23 protein-coding genes are annotated in these 26,462 nt (G+C 72.0%); 11 read left to right on the forward strand and 12 right to left on the reverse strand.

The features are described from left to right. Positions 1–136 precede the first annotated feature (136 nt). On the forward strand, positions 137–2,536 hold the full coding sequence (locus AB0D85_RS25655) for an HAD-IC family P-type ATPase (RefSeq protein WP_362324443.1): 2,400 nt from the start codon (positions 137–139) through the stop codon (positions 2,534–2,536). A 111-nt stretch (positions 2,537–2,647) separates the two neighbouring features. Here AB0D85_RS25655 and AB0D85_RS25660 read toward each other — a convergent pair whose 3' ends face one another. From AB0D85_RS25660 to AB0D85_RS25675, 4 genes are all read right to left on the reverse strand, one after another. Beyond that, on the reverse strand, positions 2,648–3,481 hold the full coding sequence (locus AB0D85_RS25660; RefSeq protein ID WP_362324446.1) for a hypothetical protein: 834 nt from the start codon (positions 3,479–3,481) through the stop codon (positions 2,648–2,650). Positions 3,482–3,644: 163 nt separating this feature from the next. Further along, positions 3,645–4,580: a hypothetical protein gene (locus AB0D85_RS25665; RefSeq protein ID WP_362324449.1), complete on the reverse strand. Its 936-nt coding sequence runs from the start codon at positions 4,578–4,580 to the stop codon at positions 3,645–3,647. A 162-nt stretch (positions 4,581–4,742) separates the two neighbouring features. Next, positions 4,743–7,871 carry a molecular chaperone Hsp90 gene (locus AB0D85_RS25670; RefSeq protein ID WP_362324452.1) on the reverse strand — a complete coding sequence of 1,043 codons (3,129 nt, stop codon included), beginning with the start codon at positions 7,869–7,871 and terminating at the stop codon, positions 4,743–4,745. Between the two features lie 236 nt (positions 7,872–8,107). Continuing rightward, positions 8,108–8,548, reverse strand: coding sequence for a hypothetical protein (locus tag AB0D85_RS25675; protein ID WP_362324455.1), 441 nt, complete (start codon positions 8,546–8,548; stop codon positions 8,108–8,110). A 327-nt stretch (positions 8,549–8,875) separates the two neighbouring features. Here AB0D85_RS25675 and AB0D85_RS25680 point away from each other — a divergent pair, with 327 nt between their 5' ends. From AB0D85_RS25680 to AB0D85_RS25690, 3 genes are read left to right on the forward strand one after another with little or no spacing between them, the layout of a single operon-like run. Continuing rightward, a complete protein-coding gene (locus AB0D85_RS25680; protein WP_362324458.1) occupies positions 8,876–9,745 on the forward strand; it encodes a helix-turn-helix domain-containing protein in 870 nt (289 codons plus the stop codon). 49 nt (positions 9,746–9,794) lie between these two features. After that, entirely contained in the window at positions 9,795–10,142 is a 348-nt protein-coding gene (locus tag AB0D85_RS25685; RefSeq protein ID WP_362324461.1) for a hypothetical protein, read from the forward strand. Continuing rightward, entirely contained in the window at positions 10,139–10,396 is a 258-nt protein-coding gene (locus tag AB0D85_RS25690) for a hypothetical protein (protein WP_362324464.1), read from the forward strand. Before AB0D85_RS25685 ends, AB0D85_RS25690 begins: the two co-directional genes overlap by 4 nt. Positions 10,397–10,439: 43 nt before the next feature. On the opposite strand, the gene AB0D85_RS25695 is transcribed toward AB0D85_RS25690, so the two are convergent. Next, a complete protein-coding gene (locus AB0D85_RS25695) occupies positions 10,440–11,369 on the reverse strand; it encodes a DUF3027 domain-containing protein (protein WP_362324467.1) in 930 nt (309 codons plus the stop codon). A 429-nt stretch (positions 11,370–11,798) separates the two neighbouring features. Between AB0D85_RS25695 and AB0D85_RS25700 the strand changes: the two genes are divergently transcribed. The 4 genes from AB0D85_RS25700 (at position 11,799) to AB0D85_RS25715 (ending at position 15,280) form a co-directional block, all read left to right on the forward strand. After that, positions 11,799–13,142: an MFS transporter gene (locus AB0D85_RS25700; protein WP_362325045.1), complete on the forward strand. Its 1,344-nt coding sequence runs from the start codon at positions 11,799–11,801 to the stop codon at positions 13,140–13,142. An 80-nt stretch (positions 13,143–13,222) separates the two neighbouring features. Then, positions 13,223–13,696 carry a DUF2771 domain-containing protein gene (locus tag AB0D85_RS25705; RefSeq protein ID WP_362324470.1) on the forward strand — a complete coding sequence of 158 codons (474 nt, stop codon included), beginning with the start codon at positions 13,223–13,225 and terminating at the stop codon, positions 13,694–13,696. Continuing rightward, positions 13,666–14,439 carry a futalosine hydrolase gene (locus AB0D85_RS25710; RefSeq protein WP_362324473.1) on the forward strand — a complete coding sequence of 258 codons (774 nt, stop codon included), beginning with the start codon at positions 13,666–13,668 and terminating at the stop codon, positions 14,437–14,439. The genes AB0D85_RS25705 and AB0D85_RS25710 overlap by 31 nt, the downstream gene beginning before the upstream one ends. After that, positions 14,429–15,280 carry a 1,4-dihydroxy-6-naphthoate synthase gene (locus tag AB0D85_RS25715; RefSeq protein ID WP_362324476.1) on the forward strand — a complete coding sequence of 284 codons (852 nt, stop codon included), beginning with the start codon at positions 14,429–14,431 and terminating at the stop codon, positions 15,278–15,280. The genes AB0D85_RS25710 and AB0D85_RS25715 overlap by 11 nt, the downstream gene beginning before the upstream one ends. Positions 15,281–15,293: 13 nt before the next feature. On the opposite strand, the gene AB0D85_RS25720 is transcribed toward AB0D85_RS25715, so the two are convergent. Both AB0D85_RS25720 and AB0D85_RS25725 read right to left on the reverse strand, forming a co-directional pair. Continuing rightward, the gene (locus AB0D85_RS25720; protein ID WP_362324480.1) at positions 15,294–15,773 is read right to left on the reverse strand and encodes a hypothetical protein; all 480 of its coding nucleotides are present in this window, start codon (positions 15,771–15,773) and stop codon (positions 15,294–15,296) included. A 38-nt stretch (positions 15,774–15,811) separates the two neighbouring features. Then, complete coding sequence (locus AB0D85_RS25725) at positions 15,812–16,195, reverse strand: cold-shock protein (protein WP_046734071.1); 384 nt, start codon at positions 16,193–16,195, stop codon at positions 15,812–15,814. Positions 16,196–16,383: 188 nt separating this feature from the next. On the opposite strand from AB0D85_RS25725, the gene AB0D85_RS25730 reads away from it, so the two are divergent. Further along, a complete protein-coding gene (locus AB0D85_RS25730; RefSeq protein WP_362324485.1) occupies positions 16,384–16,638 on the forward strand; it encodes a hypothetical protein in 255 nt (84 codons plus the stop codon). Here AB0D85_RS25730 and AB0D85_RS25735 read toward each other — a convergent pair. The 3 genes from AB0D85_RS25735 to AB0D85_RS25745 all read right to left on the reverse strand — a co-directional run bounded on the left by AB0D85_RS25735 (position 16,611) and on the right by AB0D85_RS25745 (position 20,037). Then, complete coding sequence (locus AB0D85_RS25735) at positions 16,611–17,240, reverse strand: HAD family hydrolase (protein WP_362324488.1); 630 nt, start codon at positions 17,238–17,240, stop codon at positions 16,611–16,613. The genes AB0D85_RS25730 and AB0D85_RS25735 overlap by 28 nt on opposite strands. 186 nt (positions 17,241–17,426) lie before the next feature. Continuing rightward, on the reverse strand, positions 17,427–18,359 hold the full coding sequence (locus tag AB0D85_RS25740; RefSeq protein WP_362324491.1) for a hypothetical protein: 933 nt from the start codon (positions 18,357–18,359) through the stop codon (positions 17,427–17,429). Positions 18,360–18,411: 52 nt separating this feature from the next. Further along, a complete protein-coding gene (locus AB0D85_RS25745) occupies positions 18,412–20,037 on the reverse strand; it encodes a substrate-binding domain-containing protein (RefSeq protein ID WP_362324494.1) in 1,626 nt (541 codons plus the stop codon). Between the two features lie 237 nt (positions 20,038–20,274). On the opposite strand from AB0D85_RS25745, the gene AB0D85_RS25750 reads away from it, so the two are divergent. Beyond that, entirely contained in the window at positions 20,275–22,857 is a 2,583-nt protein-coding gene (locus tag AB0D85_RS25750) for a helicase C-terminal domain-containing protein (protein ID WP_362324497.1), read from the forward strand. A 124-nt stretch (positions 22,858–22,981) separates the two neighbouring features. Here AB0D85_RS25750 and AB0D85_RS25755 read toward each other — a convergent pair whose 3' ends face one another. Next, positions 22,982–23,527, reverse strand: coding sequence for a hypothetical protein (locus AB0D85_RS25755; protein ID WP_362324500.1), 546 nt, complete (start codon positions 23,525–23,527; stop codon positions 22,982–22,984). A gap of 204 nt (positions 23,528–23,731) precedes the next feature. On the opposite strand from AB0D85_RS25755, the gene AB0D85_RS25760 reads away from it, so the two are divergent. Further along, positions 23,732–25,375, forward strand: coding sequence for a DNA repair helicase XPB (locus AB0D85_RS25760; RefSeq protein ID WP_362324504.1), 1,644 nt, complete (start codon positions 23,732–23,734; stop codon positions 25,373–25,375). Here the strand turns inward: AB0D85_RS25760 and AB0D85_RS25765 are convergent. After that, positions 25,333–26,436 (reverse strand): glycosyltransferase 87 family protein, encoded by a 1,104-nt coding sequence (locus tag AB0D85_RS25765; RefSeq protein ID WP_362325048.1) that lies wholly within the window; start codon positions 26,434–26,436, stop codon positions 25,333–25,335. The genes AB0D85_RS25760 and AB0D85_RS25765 overlap by 43 nt on opposite strands. Between the last annotated feature and the right edge of the window lie 26 nt (positions 26,437–26,462).

Raw genomic sequence — 26,462 nt, forward strand, 5'->3', positions numbered from 1 at the left:
GCTCCGCCGCGTGGGCGCGCTCAGCCCCCCACGGCGCCGGACCCGTACAACCACGGCACGACCTTGCTCCTCCCCAGGTCGGATCTTTCGCCCACCCAGCAGGTGAACGCGCAAATCCGCACGTACCGTCGAATGCATGACGCACATCGACGCGGGCGCGGAGCTCGACCCTGTGCATCCGGTACCGCTGCCGGCACCGATCCGGACGACCGGCCTGACATCGGCCGAGGTCGCACAGCGCATCGCGCGCGGCCAGGTGAACGACGTACCGCTGCGCAGCAGCCGCTCGCTCGGCGAGATCGTGCACGCGAACGTCTTCACCCGGTTCAACGCGATCATCGGCGTGCTGTGGCTGATCATGCTGTTCGTGGCGCCGATCCAGGACAGCCTGTTCGGGTTCGTGATCCTCGCCAACACGGGCATCGGCATCGTGCAGGAGTGGCGGGCGAAGCAGACCCTGGACTCGCTCGCGGTGATCGGCGAGGCGCGGCCGACCGTGCGCCGGGACGGGGCCGCCGTCGAAGTGAGCACGAGCGAGATCGTGCTCGGCGACCTCATAGAGATAGGCCCCGGCGACAAGATCGTCGTGGACGGGGTGTGTGCCGAGGCCGACGGCCTGGAGATCGACGAGTCGCTGCTCACCGGTGAGGCCGACCCGGTCGTCAAACGCCGCGGCGACCAGGTGATGTCGGGCTCCTTCGTGGTGGCCGGCGGTGGCGCGTTCGCCGCGACCAAGGTGGGCCGGGAGGCCTACGCGGCGCAGCTCGCCGAGGAGGCCTCCCGCTTCACGCTCGTCCACTCCGAACTGCGCACCGGCATCTCGACCATCCTCAAGTACGTGACCTGGATGATGGTCCCGGCCGCGATCGGCCTGGTGGCCACCCAGCTGGTCGTCAAGAACGACGACTTCAAGGACGCCGTCGCCCGCACGGTCGGCGGCATCGTCCCGATGGTCCCCGAGGGCCTGGTCCTGCTCACCTCCGTCGCCTTCGCGATCGGCGTGATCCGGCTGGGCCGCCAGCAGTGCCTGGTCCAGGAACTCCCCGCGATCGAGGGCCTCGCCCGTATCGACACCGTCTGCCTCGACAAGACCGGCACGCTCACCGAGGGCGGCATGGACGTCACCGAGCTGCGGACGCTCAACGGGTTCGACGAGACGTACGTACGCAAGGTGCTGGGCTCGCTCGGTGAGTCCGACCCGCGCCCCAACGCCTCCCTCCAGGCGATCATCGACGCCTACCCCGACAGCGAGGACTGGCGGTGCGTGGAGTCACTGCCCTTCTCCTCCGCCCGCAAGTACAGCGGGGCGACCTTCAGCGAGGGCGACGGGGAGCTGAGTACCTGGCTGCTGGGGGCGCCGGACGTGCTGCTCGGCGCCGACGACCCGGCGTTGGCCGAAACCGTACGCCTCAACGAGGAAGGACTGCGGGTGCTGCTCCTCGCCCGCGCCACCCGGGACCTCGACGACCCGAAGGTGGTGCAGGGCGCGGGACCCACCGCCCTGGTGGTCCTGGAGCAGCGGCTGCGCCCCGACGCCGCCGACACGCTTCGCTACTTCGCCGACCAGGAGGTCCGGGCGAAGGTCATCTCCGGGGACAACGCGGTGTCGGTCGGTGCCGTGGCCGCGAAGCTCGGCCTCAGCGGTACGGCGGTGGACGCGCGCCGGCTGCCCACGGAGCCGGATGCGATGGCCGAGGCCCTCGACGAGGGCACGGTCTTCGGGCGGGTCACCCCGCAGCAGAAGCGGGACATGGTGGGGGCGTTGCAGTCGCGCGGGCACACGGTCGCGATGACCGGGGACGGCGTGAACGACGTGCTCGCCCTCAAGGACGCCGACATCGGTGTCTCGATGGGCTCGGGTTCCGAGGCCACCCGGGCGGTCGCCCAGATCGTGCTGCTCAACAACAGCTTCGCCACGCTGCCTTCGGTGGTGGCCGAGGGGCGCCGGGTGATCGGCAACATCACCCGGGTGGCCACGCTGTTCCTGGTCAAGACGGTCTACTCGGTGCTGCTGGCGGTGCTGGTGGTCTGCTGGCAGGTGGAATACCCCTTCCTGCCGAGGCACTTGACCCTGCTGTCGACGCTCACGATCGGTATCCCGGCGTTCTTCCTCGCCCTCGCCCCGAACACGGAGCGCGCCCAACCGCACTTCGTGCGGCGCGTGATGCGGTACTCGATCCCGGGCGGGGTGGTGGCCGGTGCCGCGACCTTCGTGACGTATCTGATCGCCCGTCACTACTACACGGGTACGGGGACGTTGGAGGCGGAGACCAGTGCGGCGACGCTCACGCTCTTCCTGATCTCGATGTGGGTCCTGGCGATCGTCGCGCGGCCGTACAACTGGTGGCGGGTGGCCCTGGTGGCGTCGATGGGCGTGGCGTTCGTGTTCGTGCTGGCGGTGCCGGCGCTGCAGAGCTTCTTCGCGTTGAAGCTGGTGGGGGTGGTGATGCCGTGGACTGCCGTCGGCGTGGCCGTGGTGGGGTCGGCTGTGCTGGAGCTTCTGTGGAAGTGGGTGGAGCGGAAGTATCCGGTGTGATGCGGTGGTGGGGAACCGCGCGGGCCCGGTGGGGGCTGGGCGCGCCCACGCGGCGGTAGCCGCATGTCGACCCAGCCCCGCGCCCCTGACGGGGCGCTGTCCCTAAGGGACTTACTGCACGTCGACGTAGTCGCCCGTGGCGTTGACCGCCGGGGTCGTCGAGCTGCCCGCGAAGGAGTAGCGGTAGTAGCCGTCCACCGTCGCGGTGGTCGTGGTCTTCAGGGCGCCCGTCGAGGACGACTTGATGGTCTTCAGCGTGGTGTAGGTGCTGGAGCCCTTCTTGCGGAACTGCAGCTTCACCGACTGGCTGCCGAAGCCCGCGTACTTGTTGGTGTCCCAGTTGGCGCGGGTCAGGGAGCCGGTGACCGTGATGGTCTTGCCCTTCTTCACCGGCTCGGGGGCGGCGTCGGCCGTCAGCTTGGACGCGCGCTGGACCAAGGTGGTGGCGAGGCCGCTCTGGTCCTTGTAGCCGACCTTGCTCAGGTCGGGGTTGGTCATGCTCTGGCCGTTGAAGGCGACGGCCTCGGCGGCCACGTTCCAGCTGCCGGCCCAGGCGCTCTCCAGGTCGCCGTCGGCCGGGTGGATGTTGACGTAACCCGTGCAGTTGGCGGTGGTCGAGGAGGTGGCGGTGCAGGTCGCCGAGTCGGCGTCGCCGTACAGCTCGGGGGCCGAGTCGCTGTAGGAGCCGTGGTAGAGGAAGGCGTCCGTGTAGAAGTCCTTCGCGGTGATGTCCACGTCGGCGCCGTGCGTCAGCTTGTACGTGTACTTGACGCTGGCCTTGGCGGTGGGGCCGACCGTGACGGCCTTGACGATCGACAGGTTCGAGAAGCTGACGTTCAGCGTGTACGGCGTGCCCGAGTCGCCTGCGGCCTGTGCGGCCGGGACTGCGAGGGCGGAGAGGGCCAGGGCGCCGGAGACGGCGGCCACAGTGGCACGAATACGCATGGATTCCCCAGGTGGAGAACAGTGGGCGCGGGGCCCAAGTGATCTAGGGAGTCTGTTGACTCACGCGATCAGATCCACGCGGCGTGGGAATGGTTGTACGAGGAAGACGTAATCCGGTCGGATTTTACGAGCTTTGCGACCGGATTACGTCCCCATGGGATTACTACTTCACGTCGACGTAGTCACCCGTGGCGCTGACCGCCGGAGTGGTGGACGTGCCCGCGAAGGAGTAGCGGTAGTAGCCGTCCACCGTCGCCTTGGTCGTCGTCTTCAGGGTGCCGGTCGAGGACGTCTTGATGGTCTTCAGCGTGGTGTAGGTGCTGGAGCCCTTCTTACGGAACTGCAGCTTCACCGACTGGCCGGCGTACCCCGCGTACTTGCCGGTGTCCCAGTTGGCGCGGGACAGCTTGCCGGTGACCGTGATGGTCTTGCCCTTCTTCACCGGCTCCGGGGTGGCGTCGACCGTCAGCTTGGACAGGCGCTGGAGCTTGGTGGTGGCGAGGCCGTCCTGGCTGGCGACACCGACCTTGCTCCAGTCGATGTCCTCGGAGGTCAGGTCCTGGCCGTTGAGGGCGACGGCGATGCCCTCCGCCTTCCAGGTGGTGGCGTCGGCGTTCGTGAGCTCCTCGTCGGCGTAGATGTCGATGGTGCCCTTGCAGCTGGCGGTGGTCGCCGAGGTGTCCGTGCAGGACGGCCAGTCGTCGCCGACGAGGATGTTCGCCGGGTCGTCGAAGGAGCCGCGGTAGATGTCGACGTCCATCAGGAAGTCGGAGGCGTGGATGTCGACGTCGGCGGCGTGCGTCACGGTGAAGGTGACCGGGGCCTTCACGTGGGTGGTGGTGCCGGCGACGATCGGCTTGCCGTTGTTGACCTTCACGTTGGAGAAGGACAGGTCCAGCGTGTAGGGCACGCCGGTGTCGTCGGCGGTCGACGCGGTGTACGCGGACCGGCCGGACGCGGCCTGCTGCGCGGCGGCGGCGAACTTCGCCAGGTCCGAGGGGCTGTACGAAGAACCGCCGGCGGCCTGCGCGGCGGGCACGGCGAAAGCGGAGAGGGCCAGGGCGCCGGAGACGGCGGCCACAGTGGCACGTATGCGCATGCGTTCCCCTGCATGTGGTGGGACCCCGGCGGCGGTCGTACCTCACGGCTCAAACGCGCCGCCGGGGCCCAGGTTCTGGGAGTCAGTCGACTCGCCAGATCAGATCCACGAGGGAAGGTAAGGGTTGTACAGGATTTGAAAGTTCTGTGCACTCTGTGAAATTCAGTCGAACCAGCGATCCCGCGCCAGTTCCTCCGTCCTCGACGGGTCCTCCAGCAGGGCGGCCACCTCGAAGCGGCGCGGCCACTGTCCCGCCGCCCAGGCGAGGCCTGCGGCCACCCCCTCCAGGGTCGCCGCGTGCAGGACGCCGTCCCCGGTGAGCCGCCAGTCGATCTCGACGCCGTCGACCACCAACTCCTCGTGTTCGACGTAGGTCTCGGGGGTGCGCGGGCCGAGCAGGACGTGCACCGGCTCGGGGACGTCGTGCTCCGTGCCCTCCGAGTCGACCGACCCCGTCACCGACTCGCTCAGCCGCCGTACCTGGAACAGTTCGGCCAGCTCCGCGGCCCGGGAGGGCCGGGCCGGCAGCAACGGCACGCCGGTCGTGAACGGCAGCAGGTCCGGTGAGTCCACGACCACCGCGTCCGCCGCGTCCACGACCTCCACCCGGCCGTCGACCACGGCCCGCAGGTCGTCGGGGAGGGTGACCTGTTCGGGGTCGAGGTCCGCCAGCGCGCCGTAGAGGGCGTGCAGTTGGGCGGAGGTGACGGACCGGTCCGGGTCGGCGAGCCGGTCGAGGAGTTCGGCGGCACCGCCGGGCTCGTCGAGGAGCGCGGCCACGGACGTCCGTACCCCCAGCGCCCGCAGCACCTGCTCGTCCTCGAAGCCGGTCGCGTCGGCCTCCTCGTAGAGGCCGCGCAGCAGCGGGTCGCCGCCTGAGGCCAGCAGGCCGGCGGGGCGGCGGCCGTCGAGGACCGGGTGGCCGCGCAGCCACCACGCCGTGTACGGCCGTACGACCTCGTGCGTGCCGTCGGGCAGCAGGATGCGGACCGGCTGGGTGAGGGCGTCGCGCAGCGGCGGCTGGGCGAGCAGGGCGAGGGCCTCGGGCCAGTGGTCCTCGTCCACGAGGTCGAGGTCGCGGACGGCGATCAGCTCGGTGGCGACCGGGGGCACGGGCGTGTCCGGGAAGCGGTCGAGGATGTCCTCGCACCAGACGTCGACGGCGTCGAGCAGGCCCGCGTCGTCGGGCTCGGCGAAGTCGCCCTCGCGCGGCTCCAGTTCGTCCGGGTCGAGTACGACGTCCGTGGCGCGGACGAGGGCGAAGTTGGCCAGCACCCCGCAGGCGGCCAGCGGCTGTTCGCCCCACTTCTCCGCCAGCTCGGCGTCCACGGCGGCCAGTTCGCCCTCTCTGATCACGCGGGCGAAGGCGCTGCCGGGGAGGACGAGTTCGCCCGCCGGTGCCAACTCGCCGTCCTCGTCGGGCAGGGCGAGGGCACCCAGCCAGGGCTCGTCACCGGGCTCCAGACCGGCGTCCCGGACCAGCGCCAGCACGGTGTCCGCCAGCTCCTCGGCGTCCGGGGCGTCCTCCTCCCAGTTCACACCGCCCTCGTCGTCCAGGGAGGCGGCCACGGCGGCCCGCACCTGCGGGGTGGTGAGCACCGCGCGCGGGGACGCCGGGAGGGCGCCGAGCTTCTCCAGGAGAGGATGGGCGGCGTCCTGATGGGCGACCTTGAGACCGAGCCGGGCGAGGACCTCGGGGTCGATGACGGTCGCGTCGGGGGTGGGGAGCAGGACCTGGCGGGGCCCGATGGTCGTACGCCCGTCGGCGAGCGGCACCGGCAGCCCTGACAGCCGCTCCGGGTCGACGCCCGCGAGGCTGTCGTAGAGCCGCCACCACCAGTCCGGGTCCTTCTCCAGCCCGGCCAGCCGGTCGACGGCGTCGGCGAGCGGAAGCCGGGCGACGGACAACGTCCGCAGCTCCACGCGGCGTTCGAGTCCGGCGGGCAGGAGCGTCGGCAGGACCTCCGCGAGGACCCGGACCGTGTCGGCGCCCGCCCCCTCCACGATCTCGGCGTCGCGCGGACGCAGTGCCTCGGGAAGGTCGGCGTCGTCCGTCGTGTCGACGGCGGGCGGCAGGAAGGCGGTGCGCGGCAGCCGCTCCAGGATCGCCTGGCGCAGCGCGCCGTCCAGTTCGCCCTTGCCGAGCGGGCCGGGCACGAGGTGGATGATGCCCTCCCCCACCGGCCGCCAGTCGGCGAGGAGTTCGGCGTACGCGTCGGCCGCGCGCTGCACCAGGAAGTCGGTGAGCGGGCCGGGGGCGGCATGCCGGCGGGTGGTGTCGAGGGGGAAGGAGGCAATGAGGAGGGCGGGGACGCCGAGGGGTTCGTCGCTGGGGGTGGGGGCGTGCACGACGGCGGCGGTGCGCGGCCGGTCGGGGGCGCCCGCGGCGTCCGCGGGCACGGCCCAGGTCAGCGACCAGTGCGGGCGCAGCCGCTCCTCGACCGGGCGGTCGGCGAGCAGGTCGGGGGTGAGCGGGCCGTGCGCGGAGACGGTACGCCAGCGGGTCGTACCCTCCTGGGAATCCTCTACGACGGTGAGCGCGCCGTCGGTGCGGCGGCGCAGGGTGCGCACGGTGTCCTTCTCGATGACGACCTCCTCCAGGCCCGGCAGGGCGAGCAGGAGGGCGTCGTCCACGGCGTCGAGGAGGCGCTCGGCGAGATCGGTGGCCGCGGTATCCCGCAACGGCAGGATCACGACGGTGTCGTACGGATCCGGGGCGGTGCCCTCGGCGGCGAACGGGAGCCGGAGGAGGGGGACATGGCCGTCCCGGCGCCGGATCTCGTCGCCGAGTCCGGGGCGTCCGGGGCTCTGCGCGGCGGTCTCCTCGGCCAGTTGCCGGCCCTCGGCGAGGGACCAGCGCACTCCGCCGTGCCGTCCGACGACCGCGGGCTCGTCCGTCACGGCCAGCACGGCGGCGAAACCGACGCCGAACCGTCCGACGGAGCTGGTGTCGCCCTCCTCCCGCTTCGCGGAGGCGCGCAGGGTGGAGAGGGACTCGACGCCGGCCGCGTCCAGCGGGGCGCCGGTGTTGGCGGCGAACAGGACGCCGTCGCGGAGGGTGAGCCGGAACCGGCCCGGGACGCCGGCGCGGGCGGCCGCGTCGGCGGCGTTCTGGGCGAGCTCCACGACGAGCCGGTCCCGGTAGCCGCCGAGGACCAGGTCCTCCTCGGCGTTGGCGTCCTCACGGAAGCGGGCGGGGCTGGTGGCCCAGGCGTCGAGAACGCCTCGCCGGAGACGGGCGGTCCCGAACGGGTCGGCACCCTCGGCTGCGGGCCGCACGAACTTGCTCACGTTCACTCTCCATCATCGGCGTGAGCACGAAGGTACCGCGCGCCGACCACTCGCCCACCCGCCCACCCGACCCGGTCGGCCGAGAAGCGAGCGTCCGTGATCGAGGCCGGGGAACGGGGTCGGCACAAGGACCTCCGTGTCCGCCCATGAGGTCAACGACTCGTGCCTGCACGACGTCGTCCTCGACGAGGAGAGGGCCCGCCGCCGCCCGCAGAAACGCCCCCTGGAATTCGCCCTCATGCGAGGGCGCCGGTGTCGCGCAGGCGCTTAAAGGCGACCGTCCTCACCGCGTCCTCCACCGCCGGGTGGGCGGGGACGGCGGCTCTCCCCTTGATCAACTCGAAGCCGTTCCGGGTGCCCGTGCACACACCCGCCGAAAAGACGACGGCGAGAACCTCGGCCAGCATGCCGTTGACCCCTCCTTGCGGAAACGGCGTGACCGCGTGGAACGCCTCGTGGACGCGGTTTTCCAGCCAGTCCTGGTCCGCGGTCACGGTGAGCCACTCCCCGTCGGACAGGATCTGGACTCTTCCGGCCCCCGAGGTCAGGGCCTCGGTGGCGATCATTCCCGCCAGTTCGACGGGGTCGTAGACGCCCGAGCGGAAGAACCGGTGTTCGTTGCGCCGCAGGTAATCCATGGCATCGAGCGGGGAGATGTCGTCAGGTCCGAATATCACCTCACTGATTCTCGCCTTCCGGGACGGGGGAGACGGCGGACCTGGGTGACGTTCCCGCGCGCGTCACCGGAGCCCGCTGGAGCGGGCTCCGGTCGCGAGGACTGTCATTGCCAAAGGAACGCCGGGGAGAAAGAACCCCACCAAACCCCACCCCTCCCGCCCGTCGCGCAGAGTCACTCCCGCGAGTGAATATGCCCAAGTGGGCTGGATTTGGGGAGGGTTGCGTGCCCTACGCTCAGCGCAACACAACCGCAGAAAGACTTCGGCCCCCGCCGGGACGGCAATCCCAGTGCGAGGGCCTGACCACCTAGGAAGAACCGCTTCCCGATGGATACGAAAAACCCTAGCGCGCCCTCGTGCGCCCAGCCCCGCGTTGGTGCCAAGAAGCACCCGAATCGGGGGTCCGGCGGCGGGCTCGTTCACGAGAACTTCCGCCACACCTCGCGCTTCACGGTGGTCGGCAACCACCTCGCCCAGCACCCCACCCTCTCGGGGCTCGCGATCGGCATCGCTACGCACATCCAGTCGCTTCCGGCCAGTTCCCCCGTCGACATCAGGACGCTGGCGGCCCGTCTCAAGGAGGGACGGACCCGGGTCGCCGCCGCGCTGCGGGAACTCGAGGCCGAAGGGTACCTGCGCCGCGAACGCGTACGGCTGCCCGACGGCCGCATCATCACCCGCACGGTGTTCTGCAACCAACCTGGACAGCGCGGCCGCCCCACCCACGACGAGGCCGCCCGGCCGAAGGCACCGAAGCAGAAGCCGGCGCGCACGGCGCTCCCGCCCGTCCCGCGTCCGGCGGTCCCCGCCGCCGTGCTGCTCCAGAAGGCCACCGACCTGCTCGCGGGACTGCGCGTCCACGACTCCCGGCTGCTGCTGTCCGCCTGCGACACCGCCCATCTGGCACCCGGAGTCGCCGCCTGGCTGGAACGGGACGTCAGCCCCAGCGCCGTACGCCACGCCCTCACCGCAGGCCTCCCGCCCGAGGAACTGCGCCGCCCCGCCGCCCTGCTGGCCCACCGGCTGGCGGCACAGCTGCCGCCATCACCGCCGTTCCGGGTCCCGGCTCCGACTCCGGCGGAACCGCGCCCGGCTCCGGCCCGGCTCCAGAACTGCGAAGGCTGCGACCGCGGCTTCCGGTCCCCCGCACCCGGACTCTGCCGTGACTGCCGAACCGATCTCCTGGAGGCCGCCTAGCATGAAAGCGACGATCCTTGCCCCGGGGCACAGACGAGGAGCGAGCGCCATGAGCACTCAGGCCGCACACGGGCACGAGCTGATCCCGCGCCCCGAGCTCACTCCTGACGCCTTGCGCGCAGCCCTTGCCATCGTCGCTCCAGGTCGCCTGGACGAGATGCAGGCGATGAAGGACGAGGCCTTTGCCAAAGCCGTCGAATGGCAGTCGCTCAGCCCGGTGCAGAGCTGGGTCCTCATCTGGGCCAGGACCATCGAGATCGCCCGTCGACCGGACCTGTCGACCCGATACGCACAGGCAAAGAACAGCCTGGAGGACGAGGATCCGGTCGTCGCCCATGAAGCCCTTCGCGAGCTGAGCTCGGTCCTGGACGAGGCGCTGAAGGCTGTTCGCGAGTGAGCTGGAAATGGGAGTACGCCTTCGGGGCGGAAGCAGCCGCTCGCACCGCTCCGGCGGATTTCCTGGCCGCCGTTTCACAGCAGGCCGAGGAACTGGTCAGGGCAGCGGAAGCCCTTCATGTGCATGGCCGGGGCGATGAGGGGACCGATCCGGAGGGCGGCGACATCATCGTCTCCGGCGGCATGTTCGAGTACCAGGTCGTCGTGCGCAGCGAGCGTGTCTACGTCGTCCAGATCACGTACCTGGGTTTCTGAGCCGCCCGCACACCGCGGGCGGCCCCGTATACCGCACCCTTCCCTACGAGTGCCCCAGTTCCGCCGACTCCTCGTCCGCCGAGGCGGCCGGGACCGAGCCCGAGTCCGGGGACGGGCGGAGTGGGAAGGGGTCGACCCGGGTCTCGTCGATGACCGGAGGGGCCACCTCCGGGGGCTTCGGCATGACCGCGGCCTCCGAGTGGCCGCCGCAGCCGTAGGAGAGGGAGACGACCCGGCCGTCGGCCGGGGAGAACTCGTTGGCGCAGACGCCGAAGGCCTGGCCGAGGGAGCCGCCGATGGGGCTCAGGAAGCCGCAGCTGACGCAGGTCGCGGGGGCCGCCTGGGCCATCGGGGTCTTGGCGCCGAACGCCTCTTCCCAGCGGTCGGCGGCGGTGTGCAGGCCGTAGCGGGAGAGGACCCGGGCGCGGCGCATGCCGAGTTCCTCGGCGACCGACGCGATCGTGCCGCGGGCGGGGACCGTGGGGAGGTGCGCGGGGGTGCCCGCGGTGACCTCGGCGTCCTCCGACTCCGCCAGTTCCTCCATCTCCGCCGAGACCGGGGAGTCCGCGGCCGGCTCGTCCTCGCCGCTGTAGCCGGGCTCCAGACGGAGGTCCTCGGCCTCGGTGGGGAGCAGGTCGCCCGGGCCCATGTCGCCGGGGCGCAGCCGCTCGCTCCACGGGACCCACTCGGGGGCGAGAAGGGCGTCGGAGCCGGGGAGGAGGACCACCTCGTCCAGCGTCACGACCTTGGCGCGGGAGGCCCGGGCCACCGTCACCGCCCAGCGCCAGCCCCGGTACCCGAGTTCCTTGCACTCGAAGAAGTGCGTGACCACGCGATCACCTTCGGCCACCGCTCCGGCGTGCTCACCCACCACTCCGGGCGCTGCGGCCTCCTCGGCGGCGGCACGGGCGAGGTCGACCGCCTCCGCGCACAGACGGTCGGGGATGCGGCTTCGCGTTGTCGCTGCGCTCACAGGTATCGCTTCTCTCCTACGCCGTCTCACGAGTGCGGCTGCCTCCGGCGGTGGGGCGGACGGAGCGGACCTGGGGGCCGCATCGACGTCCGCGTCCGATCGCTCTCGGGCGCACCTCTGCCATCCATTGTGCGTTATGTATGGCTGAGATAGGCACGCTACCCCGTCGTCGGTGGTGGGGGACAGTCCGGCACGGTGCCTGGGCGGCGGCCCGGAGTCGAAGGCGGTGCGGGGAGGGGGCGAACCGCGTCGTCGCGGGGTGCGGGTGAGTGGGGGTTGAGCACACAGTTCCCCGCGCCCCCAAGGGGCGCTGCGCACCCGCTTGGCCACAAAGTGCAGTAGGAGCAGTCCGGTCAGGGCACTATGAAGCACGTGGCAACCGCGAAATCCCCCCAACGAGCCGTCGGGGTCGGTAGCGGTGCGGGCCGGGTGCGCGGTGCCGTCCGCTCGGTCGGGCGTGCCCTGCACTTCCCGGTGACCGGTACCGCCCGGGGTATCCGCAAGGCCACCCACGCGCACGGCGCCGGCGAGTCCGGGCTCGGCAAGCTGATCGAGCTGCACGCGGTCAACGGCGCCGGGGACGTCATGATCACCGTGGCTCTCGCCTCCACCGTGTTCTTCTCCGTGCCCACCGACGAGGCCCGTGGGCGCGTCGCGCTCTATCTCGCCATCACCATGGCGCCCTTCACCGTCCTCGCCCCCGTCGTCGGCCCGCTCCTCGACCGGCTCCCGCACGGCCGCCGCGCCGCGATGGCCGGTTCGATGCTCGCCCGGGCGCTGCTCGCGCTGGTCATCTCCGGGGCGGTGGCGAGCGGCAGCCTGGAGCTGTACCCGGCCGCGCTCGGCGTGCTGGTGGCCTCCAGGGCGTACGGCGTGATCCGCAGTGCCGTCGTGCCCCGGCTGCTGCCGCCCCGGTTCTCGCTCGTGAAGGCCAACTCCCGGGTCACGCTTGCCGGGCTGCTCGCCACGGGTGTGGCCGCCCCGGTCGCGGCGGGGCTGCACGCCATCGGCGATCCCTGGCCGCTCTACGGCGCCTTCGTCATCTTCGTCGCCGGAACCTTTCTCTCCTTCTCGCTCCCCCCGAAGGTCGACTCGGCCAAGGGCGAGGACGTGGCGCTGCTCGCCGCCGACGAGGAGCATCTGCACGGCCCGCACCGCAAGGAGGCGAAGCGGCCGGGGCTGCGGACCGTCGGCCCCGCCGTCACCCACGCCCTCGGCGCCAACGCGGCCCTGCGCTGCCTCTCCGGCTTCCTGATCTTCTTCCTGGCGTTCCTGCTCCGCGAGCACCCGCTGACCGGCGAGAGCGCGGCGGTGTCGCTGGGGATCGTGGGCGTCGCGGCGGGCGTGGGCAACGCGCTCGGTACGGCGGTGGGCGCGTGGCTGCGCTCCCGGGCGCCGGAGCTCATCATCGTGGCGGCGGTGGCCCTGGTGCTGGGTACGGCGATCGTCGCGGCCCTGTTCTTCGGTGCCTTCCTGGTGGCCGTCCTCGCCGGAGTGGCCGGTTTCGGGCAGGCGCTGGCCAAGCTGTCCCTGGACGCGCTGATCCAGCGGGACGTCCCGGAACTGGTGCGGACGTCGGCGTTCGCGCGCTCGGAGACGTTGCTCCAGGTGGCCTGGGTGTTCGGCGGCGCGGTGGGCATCGTGATGCCGCTGAACGGCACCCTGGGCCTGGTGGTGGCCGCCGCGATCGTGGCCGCCGGCTGGCTGGCCACCCTGCGCGGCCTGCTCGACTCCGCCCGGCACGGGACCCGTACCCGGCCGAGAGTGGCATAGGGGGCGCGCCTGGCGTAACGAACCGGGCACGCCGTACCCCACATGGGGAGACGGCCGGGAGCGCCCGATAGCCTTCGGCCATGACCACGCTGCACTCCCGCTCGCGACGCCGCCGCGTCGTCGCCGCCGCCGGCGCCGTTTCCGCCGGACTGCTCGTCCTGTCGGCCTGTGACAAGCCGACGCCGATCGCCACGATCACCGTCGGCACGAACTCGGTCAACTCCGAAGCCACCTGCTACAACGACGGTAAGGCCCTGGACACGGCCGCCCTCACCGCCTGCCTGAAGGACACCGGGATCAAGTCCATCAAGGTGGACCCGGACGACACCGTCCGCTTCGGTGTCGACCCGAAGATCGCGGACAACGGCTGGACGATCCTGATGAACGGTCAGGCGCTCACCGACTCCAGCAAGAAGACCTACCGCACCATCCCGGGCAGCGTGTTCTTCAACGCCCAGTACGGCGCCTCCGGCAACTCGACGCTCGTCTCCATCAAGGAGGGCGACAAGTCGGTGCTGGGTCTGTGGTCCTTCAAGCTGAAGAAGGACGCCTGACAGCCATCGGAGCGACCACGTCCGCCGCGCGCATCCTCGTAGCCACCGCCGTCCCGGCCGAACGGGACGCGGCGGCACGGGCGTTCACGGACGGTACGGCCGAGCCGCGAACGCTGCGCCTGCCGGGCGCGACGCTGCTGCGCACCGCCGGGGCGTACGACCTCCTCGCCGCCGGGGTCGGCCCGGCCCTGGCCGCCGCGGGCACCGCGACCGCCCTCACGGCCGCCGCCCTGGAGGGCCGCCCCTACACGCTGGTCGTCTCCGCCGGTATCGGGGGCGGTTTCCAGCCGGAGGCGCCCGTCGGCTCCCTGGTCGTCGCCGACGAGATCACCGCGGCCGATCTGGGCGCCGAGACGGCCGACGGGTTCGTGCCGGTCACCGAGCTCGGTTTCGGGACCGTCAGCCACCGTCCACCGGATTCGCTCGTACGAGCGACCGCCGAGGCGACCGGGGCTCACCCCGGAGCGGTATTGACCGTCTCCACCGTGACCGGTACGGCCACCCGCGCACACGACCTGCGCGCCCGGCACCCCCGCGCCCTCGCCGAGGCGATGGAGGGCTTCGGCGTCGCCGAGGCCGCCGCCTCCCACGGAGTGCCCGTGCTGGAGATACGCGCGGTCTCCAACCCCGTCGGCCCCCGCGACCGCGCCGCCTGGCGCATCGGCGACGCGCTGGCCGCCCTGACCGAGGCCTTCGGGAAGCTCGCGCCCGTATTGGAGAGTTGGCACCCACATGACCAGTGACCTGCTGCGCATCGCGTACTCGCCCTGCCCGAACGACACGTTCGTCTTCGACGCCCTCGCCCACGGACGGGTGCCGGGCGCGCCCGCGCTGGACGTGACCTTCGCGGACATCGACATCACCAACGGCATGGCCGAGCGCGGCGAGTCGGACGCGCTGAAGGTGTCGTACGCCGTGCTGCCGTACGTCCTCGACGAGTACGCCCTGCTGCCCTGCGGCGGCGCGCTGGGCCGGGGCTGCGGGCCGCTGGTGCTGACGAGGGAGGCGGGGGTCGACCTCACCGGCCGGACCGTCGCCGTACCGAGCGAGAAGTCGACGGCGTACCTGCTGTTCCGCCTCTGGGCCGCGGACACCCTGTCGGACGGCGGCGTGGGCGAGATCGTGGTCATGCCCTTCCACGAGATCATGCCGGCCGTGCGGGACGGGAAGGTCGACGCGGGGCTGGTGATCCACGAGGCGCGTTTCACGTACCAGAACTACGGGCTGCACAAGCTCGCCGACATGGGCGAGCACTGGGAGAACACGACGGGTCTGCCGATCCCGCTGGGCGCGATCATCGCGAAGCGCTCGCTCGGCGCCGAGACGCTCACCCGGCTCGCCGACTCGATCCGTACGTCCGTCCACGCGGCCTGGGACGATCCCGAGGTCTCCCGGCCGTATGTCATGGCCCACGCCCAGGAGATGGACCCGGCGGTCGCCGACCAGCACATCGGGCTCTACGTCAACGAGTTCACCTCGGAACTCGGCGAGGACGGCTACGCGGCGGTCCGCGGACTGCTCACCCGCGCCGCGGCCGAAGGACTCGTCCCGCCCCTCGGCCCGCACGCGCTCGACTTCCCGTAAGCGGTCCGGGCGGCTACTTGTACGAGCCCTCGCCGTCGCCGTCGGTGAGACGGTCGGCCGGCGGCCACTCGGCCAGGGCCAGCATCCGCAGGACCGTCCAGGCGAGGAAGCCGGCCAGCGGCAGTTCGACACAGACCGCCAGCGCGACCGACATCCACACGTCCGAGGTGCCGAGAGCGAGCGAAACGTCGAACCAGGCGTCGCAGACCAGCAGTGCCGCCGTGGCGACGGCCGCCACCACGACGGCCCGGTGCCGACGCCAGCCGAGCAGCGCGGTGGCCGCCATCGCCAGCACGAGCAGCACGTCGAAGCCGACCCAGGAGGTCCGCCACTGGCGGACCGTGTACCCGCTCGGCAGCGTGAACGCCAGCAGGACCGTCCACGGCACCAGTCCGATGGCGCAGACGACGATCAGCTGCAGGGTGTTGCGCCGCTGCCGCCGAATCCGCTCCAGCAGTTCGGGCGACGGCCGCTCCGTCCGTATGTCGCTCACTTGCTCAGTTCGGCTTTCTCCGGCGGTCGACCGCCGGTCTACACGTCCAATTGGTCGGCGACCGCGCGCAGCAATCCGGCGATCTTCTTCCCGGCCGTCTTCTCGGGGTAGCGGCCGCGCTCCAGCATCGGTGTGATGTTTTCCAGCAGGGTTGTCAGGTCCTGCACGATGGAGGCCAGCTCGTCCGGCTTCTTGCGCTGGGCCGCGGCGACCGACGGGGTGGGGTCGAGAAGGACCACCGACAGTGCCTGATCACCGCGTTGACCGGCGACGACGCCGAACTCCACGCGCTGTCCCGGCTTGAGTGCGTCGACCCCGTCGGGGAGAACCGAGGAATGGACGAAGACGTCACCGCCGTCGTCGCGGGAGAGAAAGCCGAAGCCCTTCTCACTGTTGAACCACTTGACCTTGCCGGTAGGCACGTCTGTCCTCGTCCTCGTATCTCGTCGGAAACTGCTCGGGAAACTTCTGAATGCAACAGCTCTGGAACGGGCCTTGATAGCACTCGGGCGGGTCGACCATGACCCGCCGGTACCAAGGCTAATGGTCTTCGGGCGCGTGACAAGACGTCGCCCGGTTGTTCCTTCGGGCAGGGAACTACCCTGGTCGAGTGCGTGACAAAACCCAAGCGAATTCCGCCGGGCCCGGTGACCGACTGATCCGCGCCGGTGCCGTGGTCTTCTTCGTCGGTACGGTGGCCACACTCGTCACCGTGATACCGCTGTTCCTCGGTGCGAAGCCTTTTCCGACCTACATGTACCTGCTGAGCATGCTCATGGGCGTCGGCTTCCTCGTCGCGGCCGCCGGAGTGCTCCAGTCGATCGCGGCGGGGCGCCGTCAGGCGCGGGAGGCGTCCTCGCGGTAGCGGGTGAGCCAGGCGGGAAGCTCGGTGAGGTCCGCGAGGACCACGTCGGCTCCCGCCGCGCGCAGCTCGTCCGCGTCACAGGGCCCGGTGGGCACGGCCACGGACAGGGCTCCCGCCGTACGGGCTCCCCGCACGTCTCCGACATGGTCGCCGACGTACACGCTCGCGCCGTGCTCCCGCAGCGCCCCGGCCTTCTGCTCGGCCCACAGGTCCCCGACGACGGCGTCCGGGACCATGCCGAGGTGGCTGAGGTGCAGCTTCGCGTTGGGCTCGTACTTCGCGGTCACCACGACCGTCTTGCCCCCGGCGTCCCGCACGGCGGCGATGGCCTCCCGCGCGCCGGGCATGGCGGGCGTCGCGGCGATGGCGATCTCCGGGTACATGGCCCGGTACAGATCACTCATCTCCGCGATCCGCTCGGCCGGAAACCAGTGCACCAGCTCCTCGGCGAGCGGCGGCCCCAATCGGGTGATCGCCAGATCGGCGTCGATGTACGTCCCGGTCCGCTCGGCGAGCGCCGTGTAGGTGGCGTGGATACCGGGCCGGGAATCGATGAGGGTCATGTCGAGGTCGAAACCGACGGTAAGGGCGTGATCAGTCATATGGCCCATTGTGCAGGGCCCTGCGGGGCTGGGGCCGAGGTGCGTCCGCGGGTGCGTGGGGGCTGAGCGCGCAGTTCCCCGCGCCCCTTACAGGGGCGTGTGTGCAGCGCCCCGTCAGGGGCGCGGGGAACTGCGCGAACGGCCCCCACCGGCCCGCAGCCGCCCGGCAACCCCCCGTCCCTCCCCCTACCGCGTCCGCTGCGACCGCCACACCAGATACACCGCCGAGGCGACCGCCGCCCCCCTCACCACCCACGGCCACGTCTCCCCCACCGCACCGCTCATCTGCCCCTGCGCGATCGGCGCACCCCACCGTCCGTCGCTCCGCCCCCACAGCCAGACCACCCCGGCCGCGACGGAGAGCCCCGGTACCCACATCACCGCCAGCTTCGTCTCCGCCGGGGTCAGCCGCCGGGAGCCGTACGCGATCAGCCAGCCGAGCAACAACGCGAACCAGTTCCCGAGCACCGCGCCCACGACGAGTGCGGCCGCGGCGAGCAGGAGCAGCGGGTTGCTCCAGCCGCCCGCGCCGGGGCCGGGCAGGAGACGGCGGCGTGCGGCCACGGTCTCCTCGGCCTTCGCCGCCGGAGGCACCGGCGCCGCCGCCTCCTCCGGCCCGGCCGCCGCGTCCTCCGGCTCCTCCTTCCGGAGCCGCGGCTTCCTGAGCAGCTCGGGGATCTCCACGCCGCCCACGAACCCGGGCACACCGTCGCCGTCCCCGAACGGGCTGCTGTCCACCCGCCACCAGTCGGGCTGTCCCGGACCGCCGCCGGGACCGGCGGGCCGGGGCAGCCGTACGGCACGGTGCAGGTCTTCGGCGGGCGGCCCGGCCGCTTCCGGGTCCCGCTGGGCGGGGACCGCGGCCGCCGGCGGCCGCGGGGCGGTGTCCGTCGTGCCCCCCGCCGCCTCCACGACCTCGTCGGGCGTGCCCATCCGGTCCAGGATGCGCCGTACCGCGGCGGGACTGTCGACGGTCGCCTTCGCCCGGTGCCGGTCGATCTCGTTGCGCAGTCCCGACACCAGCCGCATCCGGTCACCCGACGACAACTGGCGCTGCTGCGCGATGTCCCCGACCCGGCTCAGATACTCGTAGACGACCTGATCGCTCTCGATACCCACGAAGTCCCCTCCGGGGCGAATGGGTTGATTACCCCGTCGGGATGACGGTAGCTCACGTCGGGGTGCACACCAGCGGGTAGCGCGTCTCCGAGCAGGGGCGGTTGCCGTACTCGCGGAGGATGTCCTTGCCGCCCTGGTCGGTGAGGTAGCGCAGGAAGGCCGCGGCGATGGAGCCGGCGGGCGGTTCGCCGTAGGTGTAGGCGTACTCGGTCTGCCAGTACGGGTACGTGCCGTGCTCGACGCCTTCGATGGTGGGCGGCATTCCGCCGATCTCCAGCTTGACCAGGTCGGCGGAGGTGACGCTGGCCGCCTCGCTGTAGCCGAGGGCGCCGGGTTGCGCGGACACGGTCTGCAGCATGCTGTCGGTGGTGGAGACCTCGCAGACGCCGTACCGGTCCGGAGCCAGGCCCGTGCAGTCGCCGGTGGCGCCCTGCGGCACCGACCTGCCCGCGAGGACCCGCTGTTCGAGGGCGCCACGGGTGCCGGAGCCGACGTGGCGGTTGATGAGGTGGACGGGCTTGTCGGCGCCCCCCACCTCGGACCATTTCCTGATCTTGCCCGCGTAGATGTCGCGGACCTGCTGGAGCGAGAGGGTGCGGACGTGCGCGTCCTGGTTCACGACGAGGGTGAACAGGGAGTAGACCACCGGCCGGGGCAGCAGCTGGGGGTGGTGGCCCTCCGTCGGGCCGTCGGTGAAGGTGAGGTGGTCGCCGAGGCCCGCGTTGCCCTTGATCCCGGCGGCGTCGCCGGCCTGCTGCAGCGTGTTGAGACCGTCCGTGCTGCTCTGGAACGTGCCGTCGCCGATGGGGATGTCCGCGCCCTTGGCATGGCACAGTTTCGTGTACTCCTGCGCCGCCGCCGTCACCGCGGGCGCGAACGCGGTCGAGCCCGACAGGTGCAGCGTGCCGCCGACACAGTCCAGCGGCGCGGGCTTGGTGGGCCAGAACAGGGTCAGGCTCGCCTGGACGAGGACCGCCACCGCCAGCAGGGCCATTCCGCCGAGCGCCGGCCGGGAGGCGAAGGTGTGGCTCTCGGTGTGGGCCAGCTTGAGCCGGGCGAGCCAGCGGACCCAGGCGAAGGAGTGGTCCAGGTCCCCGGTCATCGCGGCCTGGAACTCCGGTTCCGGGAAGGGCGCGTGCTCGCCGCCGCCCCGGCGTTCCAGCACCGCCAGCACCTTGTAGTGGGCGCCGGGGTTCAGCGTCACCTTGGGCAGCCGGATGACACCGGCGCCGTCCTCCCAGTCGATGCCGAAGCCCTCGGTCTCCCGGGTCCTGCCCTCCTGGGTGGTGACGAAGAAACGGCGCAGCGTGGGCTGGCTGAGTTCGGTGACCGCCATGCCGACGACCCGGCGGTCCCGGAACAGCACCCGGATCCCGGTCTTGTCGTCGGGCGGGGTCAGATAGTCCCCCGGGACGATCTCCCGCCAGCCGGCGTTCTCGATCCGCACCAGCACGAACGACGGCTCCACCAGCTCCCGGCCGGCGTCCTCCATCCGCGCCAGCACCTCGGCGCTCGGCGCGTGCGCGGTGTCGGTGGCCAGGGTGTCCATCTGGAGCCGGTAGCCGAGCCGCTTGCGGCGGATGACGACGAACTCCCAGAAGAACGCCAGCACGGGGATCGCGACGCTGACGATCGCGACGACATTGTTGAAATCGAGCTCGACGCCGAACACGCCCACGGCCGCATCCCCCGAATCGCCATGTCCCACCGCGCTGTTGACATCACGCGGTGGCCAGGGAGCCCAGGGTGACGACTGCGTGCCGAGTGTTGCCAGAGCTGTCGCGATCCTCCCGCTGAAATTCATGCGGTGGCCATCTACGCAACGTTCCGTTCTCCCGGTGACCGCCTCTTCCGCGGAAGCAGCCGCGGGACAGGTGATCCCGGTCCCGACCCGGTACCCGCTACCGTGGGTCGGATGAGCAACCCGGCCACTCCGCCGCGCTCCCTCGCGGAGGCGCTTCGCGCCAGGGACGACACCTCCCTGGCCGTGCTGCTGCGCGCCCGCCCCGACCTCATCACCCCCGTCCCCACCGACCTCACCCAGTTGGCCACCCGGGCCGGTACCCGCGCCTCGGTGCTGCGCGCCCTGGAACGCCTGGACCGGTTCGCCCTCCAGACCGCGGAGGCGCTGGCCGTGGCGGCCGATCCGGCGTCGTACGACGACCTGCTGGGGCTGATGGCCGGTGACGCCGGGGACCCGCCGGTCACCGCGGCCCTGCCGCGCGCCCTCGGCGCGCTCCGCGACCAGGCGCTGGTGTGGGGCGACGACGACCGGCTGCGGCTGGTGCGGACCGCGCGCGAGGTCCTCGCGCCGTCCGCGCAGTACCCCTCGCCGACCGGGCTGGGCCCGACCGTGCGGGAGGCCACCTCGGGCATGTCGCCGGGCCGGATCCAGGAGATCGTCGCCGGCGCCGGGCTGCCCTCGACACATGACCCGGTGTCCGCCGTGGACGCGCTCACCAAGTTGTTCGGGCACCGGAAGAAGATGGCCAGGCTGCTGGCCGCCGCGCCCGCCGAGTCCCGCGAGGTGCTGGGCCGGCTGGTCTGGGGGCCGCCGTACGGCCAGATCACCCCCGAACCCGCCGCCCATCTGCGCTGGCTCCTCGACCGCGGCCTGCTGCTGCCGACCGCGCCCGGCACGGTGGTGCTCCCCCGCGAGGTCGCCCTGCACCTGCGCGAGGGCCGCGCCCACCGCGAGCCGGAGCCCGCGCCCCCCGCCGTCGAGCCGACGGCGACGCACCGTCCACAGGTTGTGGACGCGACCGCGGCCGGGCAGGCCTACACCGCGCTCGCGACCGTCGAGGAACTGCTGAAGGACTGGGACGAGGGCGGCCCGGCCGTCCTGCGGGCCGGCGGGCTCAGTGTCCGGGACCTCAAGCGGACGGCCGTGGCCCTGGACGTGCCCGAGCCGATCGCCGCCTTCTGGGTCGAGCTGGCCTACGCGGCCGGGCTGCTCGCCTCCGACGGCGAGGCCGACGAACGCTACGCCGCCACCCCCGCCTACGACGAGTGGCTGGACCGCCCGCCCGCCGAGCGCTGGGCCCTGCTGGCGGAGGCCTGGCTCACCGCCACCCGCACCTCCGGCCTGGTCGGCGGCCGGGACGCCAAGGACCGCGCCCTGTCGGCGCTCGGCCCCGGCCTCGACCGCTCGGCGGCGCCCGAGGTACGGCACCGGGTGCTGACCCTCCTCGCCGCGCTCCCGGAGGGCACCGCCCCGGCCGCCGAGTCGGTGCTGGCCCGGCTGCGCTGGGAACGCCCGCTGCGCGGTCCCCAGGTGGGGGTCCCCCCGCGCGAGCGAAGCCGAGCGTGGGGGAGGGAGGACGACCTGCGCAGCCGGCTGGCCCGCTGGACCCTGACGGAGGCCGAGCTGCTGGGCGTGACGGGCCGCGGGGCGCTGTCGGCACACGGCAGGGCACTCCTCGGCGCACCGCCCGTGGAGAAGACCCCCGGGAAGACGCCTGAGCAGCCCGCCGGCCCCGGTGACAAGCTCCCCGTGCACCACCACCATCCCCTCACCGCCCTCGAAGCCCTCGAACCCCTCTCCCCGCCCGAGCAGGCCGCGGCCACCGCGAACGCCGTCCGCCTCCTCGCCCCGCTCCTCCCCGAGCCCCTCGACCACGTCCTCCTCCAGGCCGACCTGACGGCGGTCGCCCCGGGCCCGCTGCGCCGCCCGCTCGCGGACGCGCTGGGCGTGCTGGCCGACGTCGAGTCGAAGGGCGGCGCGACCGTCTACCGCTTCACGCCCGCCTCGGTCCGCCGCGCCCTGGACGCCGGCCGCACCGCCTCCGACCTGCACGCCTTCCTCACCACCCACTCCCGCACACCGGTCCCGCAACCGCTCGCGTACCTGATCGACGACGTGGCCCGCAAACACGGCCACCTACGGGTGGGCGCCGCCTCGGCGTACGTCCGCTGCGACGACGACACGGTCCTCAACGAGATCATGGCCGACAAGCGCGCCGCCGCCCTCCGTCTGCGCCGCCTGGCCCCGACGGTGCTGGCCACCCAGGCCGACCCGGCCACCCTCCTGGAAGGCCTGCGCGCGATGGGCTACGCGCCCGCCGCCGAGTCCGCCGAGGGCGACGTCCTGATCACCCGCGCCCACGCCCACCGCACCCCGCCGCGCACGGCCCCCGAACCGGTCCCGGACGGCCCGCCGCCGCCCGACACCACCCTCCTCTCTGCGGCGATCCGCGCGATCCGCGCCGGCGACCTGGCCGCCACCGCCCCGCGCAAGCCGACCGGCACCGCGGTCAAGGGCGGCGAACTCCCGCGCACCACCCCGGCCGAGACCCTCGCCACCGTGCAGGCCGCCGTCCTCACCGGCGACACCCTCTGGATCGGCTACGTCAACGCCGAGGGCACCGCCAGCCAGCGCGTCATCGCCCCCATCCGCGTCGAGGGCGGCTTCGTCACGGCGTACGACCACACGGCCGACGAGGTACGCACCTACCCCCTGCACCGGGTGACGGGAGTGGCGGAACTCGCGGAGGAATAGCGCCCCAAAGGGGCGCGGGGCTGTGTTGATATGCGGCTACCGCCGCGTGGGCGCGACCAGCCACAACGGCGCCGCACACGACCGACGGCCTATCGGCGCCCGGCACTACCCGCGGACCCCGCGCTCAACACTCCCGCACCGGCGCCGTGGCCGGCAGGCCGAAGTGGGCGAGGGCCACGGTCCGCAGCCCGGCGGACTCCGTCTCCATCCCCTGGTTGATGCGGGACTCGGCGTAGTAGCTGAAGTGGCTGTCCTCCCAGTCGGCGCCGTCGTCCGGCGCCTCCTCCTGGGAGACGATGCGGTAGCGGCCGCTGGCCGTGTCCCGCTCCAGCCGCACCACCTGCGGTATCTGCGCGCCGCTGCACGACATCAGGGCGCCCGCCCGGGTGCCGTACTCCTCGCACAGGGTGTTGATGCCGGCCCGCACCCGGTTCCCGCTCTCCTCCAGGTCCAGCGCCTCCGCACGGCAGAACCACCGCGACCTGAGAGCGGGCTCGGTCTCCCCCAGCCCGTTCCCGGCGGACTGCGCCACGAGCCGGGCCTCGATCACGGGACGTACGTCGGCCCACAGACCGGCGTCCACAGCGCTCGACCCGCGCGCCCACATCCCGGCCGCCACCAGCACCAGCACAGCCCCGGCGCCGGGTCCCCAGATGCGTACGGACGTCACCGCGCCCCTCCTCACCGAGCCACGCGCGCTGCGCGGTCTCCCCTGGACATGACACTCGAAACGGGCCCAAGGTTGCACCGGACGATCAACCGGGGTGCGTGCGAAGACGAAGGTGATCGCTCGCGCATGAGGCACACTGGAACTTTGGCCCGTGACGACGGCCGCATGAACGGCCTCATGGGCCGAAGGGAAAGGGTGCCGCGCGTGAATGGTCCGTTGATCGTCCAGTCCGACAAGACCCTGCTCCTGGAGGTCGACCATGAGCGGGCCGACGACTGCCGTCGGGCCATCGCGCCCTTCGCGGAGCTGGAGCGGGCGCCGGAGCACATCCACACCTACCGGGTGACCCCGCTGGGCCTGTGGAACGCGCGTGCGGCCGGGCACGACGCCGAGCAGGTCGTGGACGCGCTGGTGGAGTACAGCCGTTACCCGGTGCCGCACGCGCTGCTGGTCGACATCGCCGAGACGATGGACCGGTACGGGCGGCTGACGCTCAGCAAGCACCCGGCGCACGGGCTGGTGCTCACCACCACCGACCGGCCGGTCCTCGAGGAGATCCTGCGCTCCAAGCGGATCATCCCGCTGGTCGGCGCCCGGATCGACCCCGACAGCGTCGTCGTGCACCCCTCCGAGCGCGGGCAGATCAAGCAGACGCTGCTGAAGCTGGGCTGGCCGGCCGAGGACCTCGCCGGGTACGTGGACGGCGAGGCGCACCCCATCGAGCTCGCCGAGGACGGCTGGGCGCTGCGGCCGTACCAGAAGCAGGCCGTGGAGAACTTCTGGCACGGCGGCAGCGGTGTCGTGGTCCTGCCCTGCGGGGCCGGGAAGACGCTGGTCGGTGCCGGGTCCATGGCCCAGGCCAAGTCGACGACCCTGATCCTCGTCACCAACACCGTCTCCGCGCGGCAGTGGAAGCACGAGCTGGTGAAGCGGACGAGTCTCACCGAGGACGAGATCGGTGAGTACAGCGGGACGCGCAAGGAGATCCGGCCCGTCACGATCGCCACGTACCAGGTGCTGACGACCAAGCGGAAGGGCGTCTACCCGCACCTCGAACTCTTCGACTCCCGTGACTGGGGTCTGATCGTCTACGACGAGGTCCATCTGCTGCCGGCTCCTGTCTTCAAGTTCACCGCCGATCTGCAGGCGCGCCGGCGGCTGGGGCTGACGGCCACCCTCGTGCGCGAGGACGGCCGGGAATCGGACGTGTTCTCCCTCATCGGGCCCAAGCGCTTCGACGCTCCGTGGAAGGAGATCGAGGCGCAGGGCTACATCGCGCCCGCCGACTGTGTCGAGGTGCGGGTGAACCTCACGGACTCGGAGCGGCTGGCGTACGCCACCGCCGAGACCGAGGAGAAGTACCGCTTCTGTGCGACCACCGCGACCAAGCGGAAGGTCACGGAGGCGATCGTGAAGCGCTTCGCGGGCCAGCAGATCCTGGTCATCGGCCAGTACATCGACCAGCTCGACGAGCTGGGCGAGCACTTGAACGCCCCCGTCATCAAGGGCGAGACCTCCAACGCCCAGCGCGAGAAGCTCTTCGACGCCTTCCGCGAGGGCGAGATCAGCGTGCTGGTCGTCTCGAAGGTCGCCAACTTCTCCATCGACCTGCCGGAGGCCACGGTCGCGATCCAGGTGTCGGGCACCTTCGGCTCCCGCCAGGAGGAGGCCCAGCGGCTCGGGCGTGTCCTGCGCCCCAAGGCCGACGGCCACCAGGCCCACTTCTACTCGGTCGTCGCCCGCGACACCATCGACCAGGACTTCGCCGCCCACCGGCAGCGCTTCCTGGCCGAACAGGGGTACGCCTACCGGATCGTGGACGCCGACGAGATCCTCGCGGAGGGCTGAGGAACACCACCGCGCAGGGCGCGGCTGTGCCGTCGTAGGGCGACGGCCGCGACCGCCAGCAGCGCCAGCCCCAGGAGCGGGTACGGCGAGGCGAACGGCTGTTGCCACCACGGGAGGTACAGGTCGCGGTCGCCCTCGTGGGGCAGCAGCCACATCGTGCGGGCGGTGAAGAGGGCCGCCGTGGTGAGGGCGAGGGCCGCTCGGGCTTCGGCGAGGAGGACCGCCAGGAGCGGGACGCACCACACCCAGTGGTGGGACCAGCTGATCGGGCAGACCAGCAGGGCCGTGAACGCGGTGAGCAGGACGCCCCAGCGATCCCCGCGCACGCGGTCGGTCCGGCCGGCGCGGGTCGCCAGCCACAGGCCCGTCGCCGCCAGCCCGGCCGCCGGGATCGCCCAGGTCAGGCCCGGGGTCTCCGTGACCGACACCCTGGCGACCAGGCCCTGGAGAGACTGGTTGTCGACGATCCACGCCTTGCCGACCCGGCCCGTCTCGAACAGGCGCCGCGTCCAGAAGTCCACGGTGGCCGAAGGGAGGAGAAGGGCACCGAGCAGGGCCGTGCCCACGAAGGACGCCGTCGCAACGCCTGCCTCCTTTCTGCGTGCGGTGAGGAACAGGTAGGCGATGAAGATCGCCGGGGTGAGTTTGATGCCCGTCGCGATGCCCAGGGCCACGCCCCTGGCGCGGGCGCCGGGCGGTCGGGTGAGGTCCCAGAGGACCAGGCAGGCGATCGCCAGGTTGATCTGGCCGAAGAGAAGCGTCTGGAAGACGGGCTCCAGCCACAGCGCGAGGGCGGTGGCCGCGCACAGCGGCGGGAGGCGTGCCGGGCGGCCGGCCAGCCGGGCGGAGAGGGCGACGAGACACGCGAGCAGGAGCGCGTTGCCCGCGAGGAACGCCACCTTCAGGGCCGGGACGGGGATCCAGGTCGTCGGGACGAACAGGACCGCCGCGAAGGGCGGATACGTCGCCGGCAGCCGCCACTCGGTGACCGTGAAGCCGTACAGATCACCGCCGTGGACCACGGCCTCGCCCTCGGCCCGGTAGACCAGCAGATCGGCCATCGGGGCGTGCAGCAGGACGCAGAGGG

It is taken from the genome of Streptomyces sp. NPDC048277 (genome assembly GCF_040652235.1).
Taxonomy (GTDB): Bacteria; Actinomycetota; Actinomycetes; order Streptomycetales; family Streptomycetaceae; genus Streptomyces.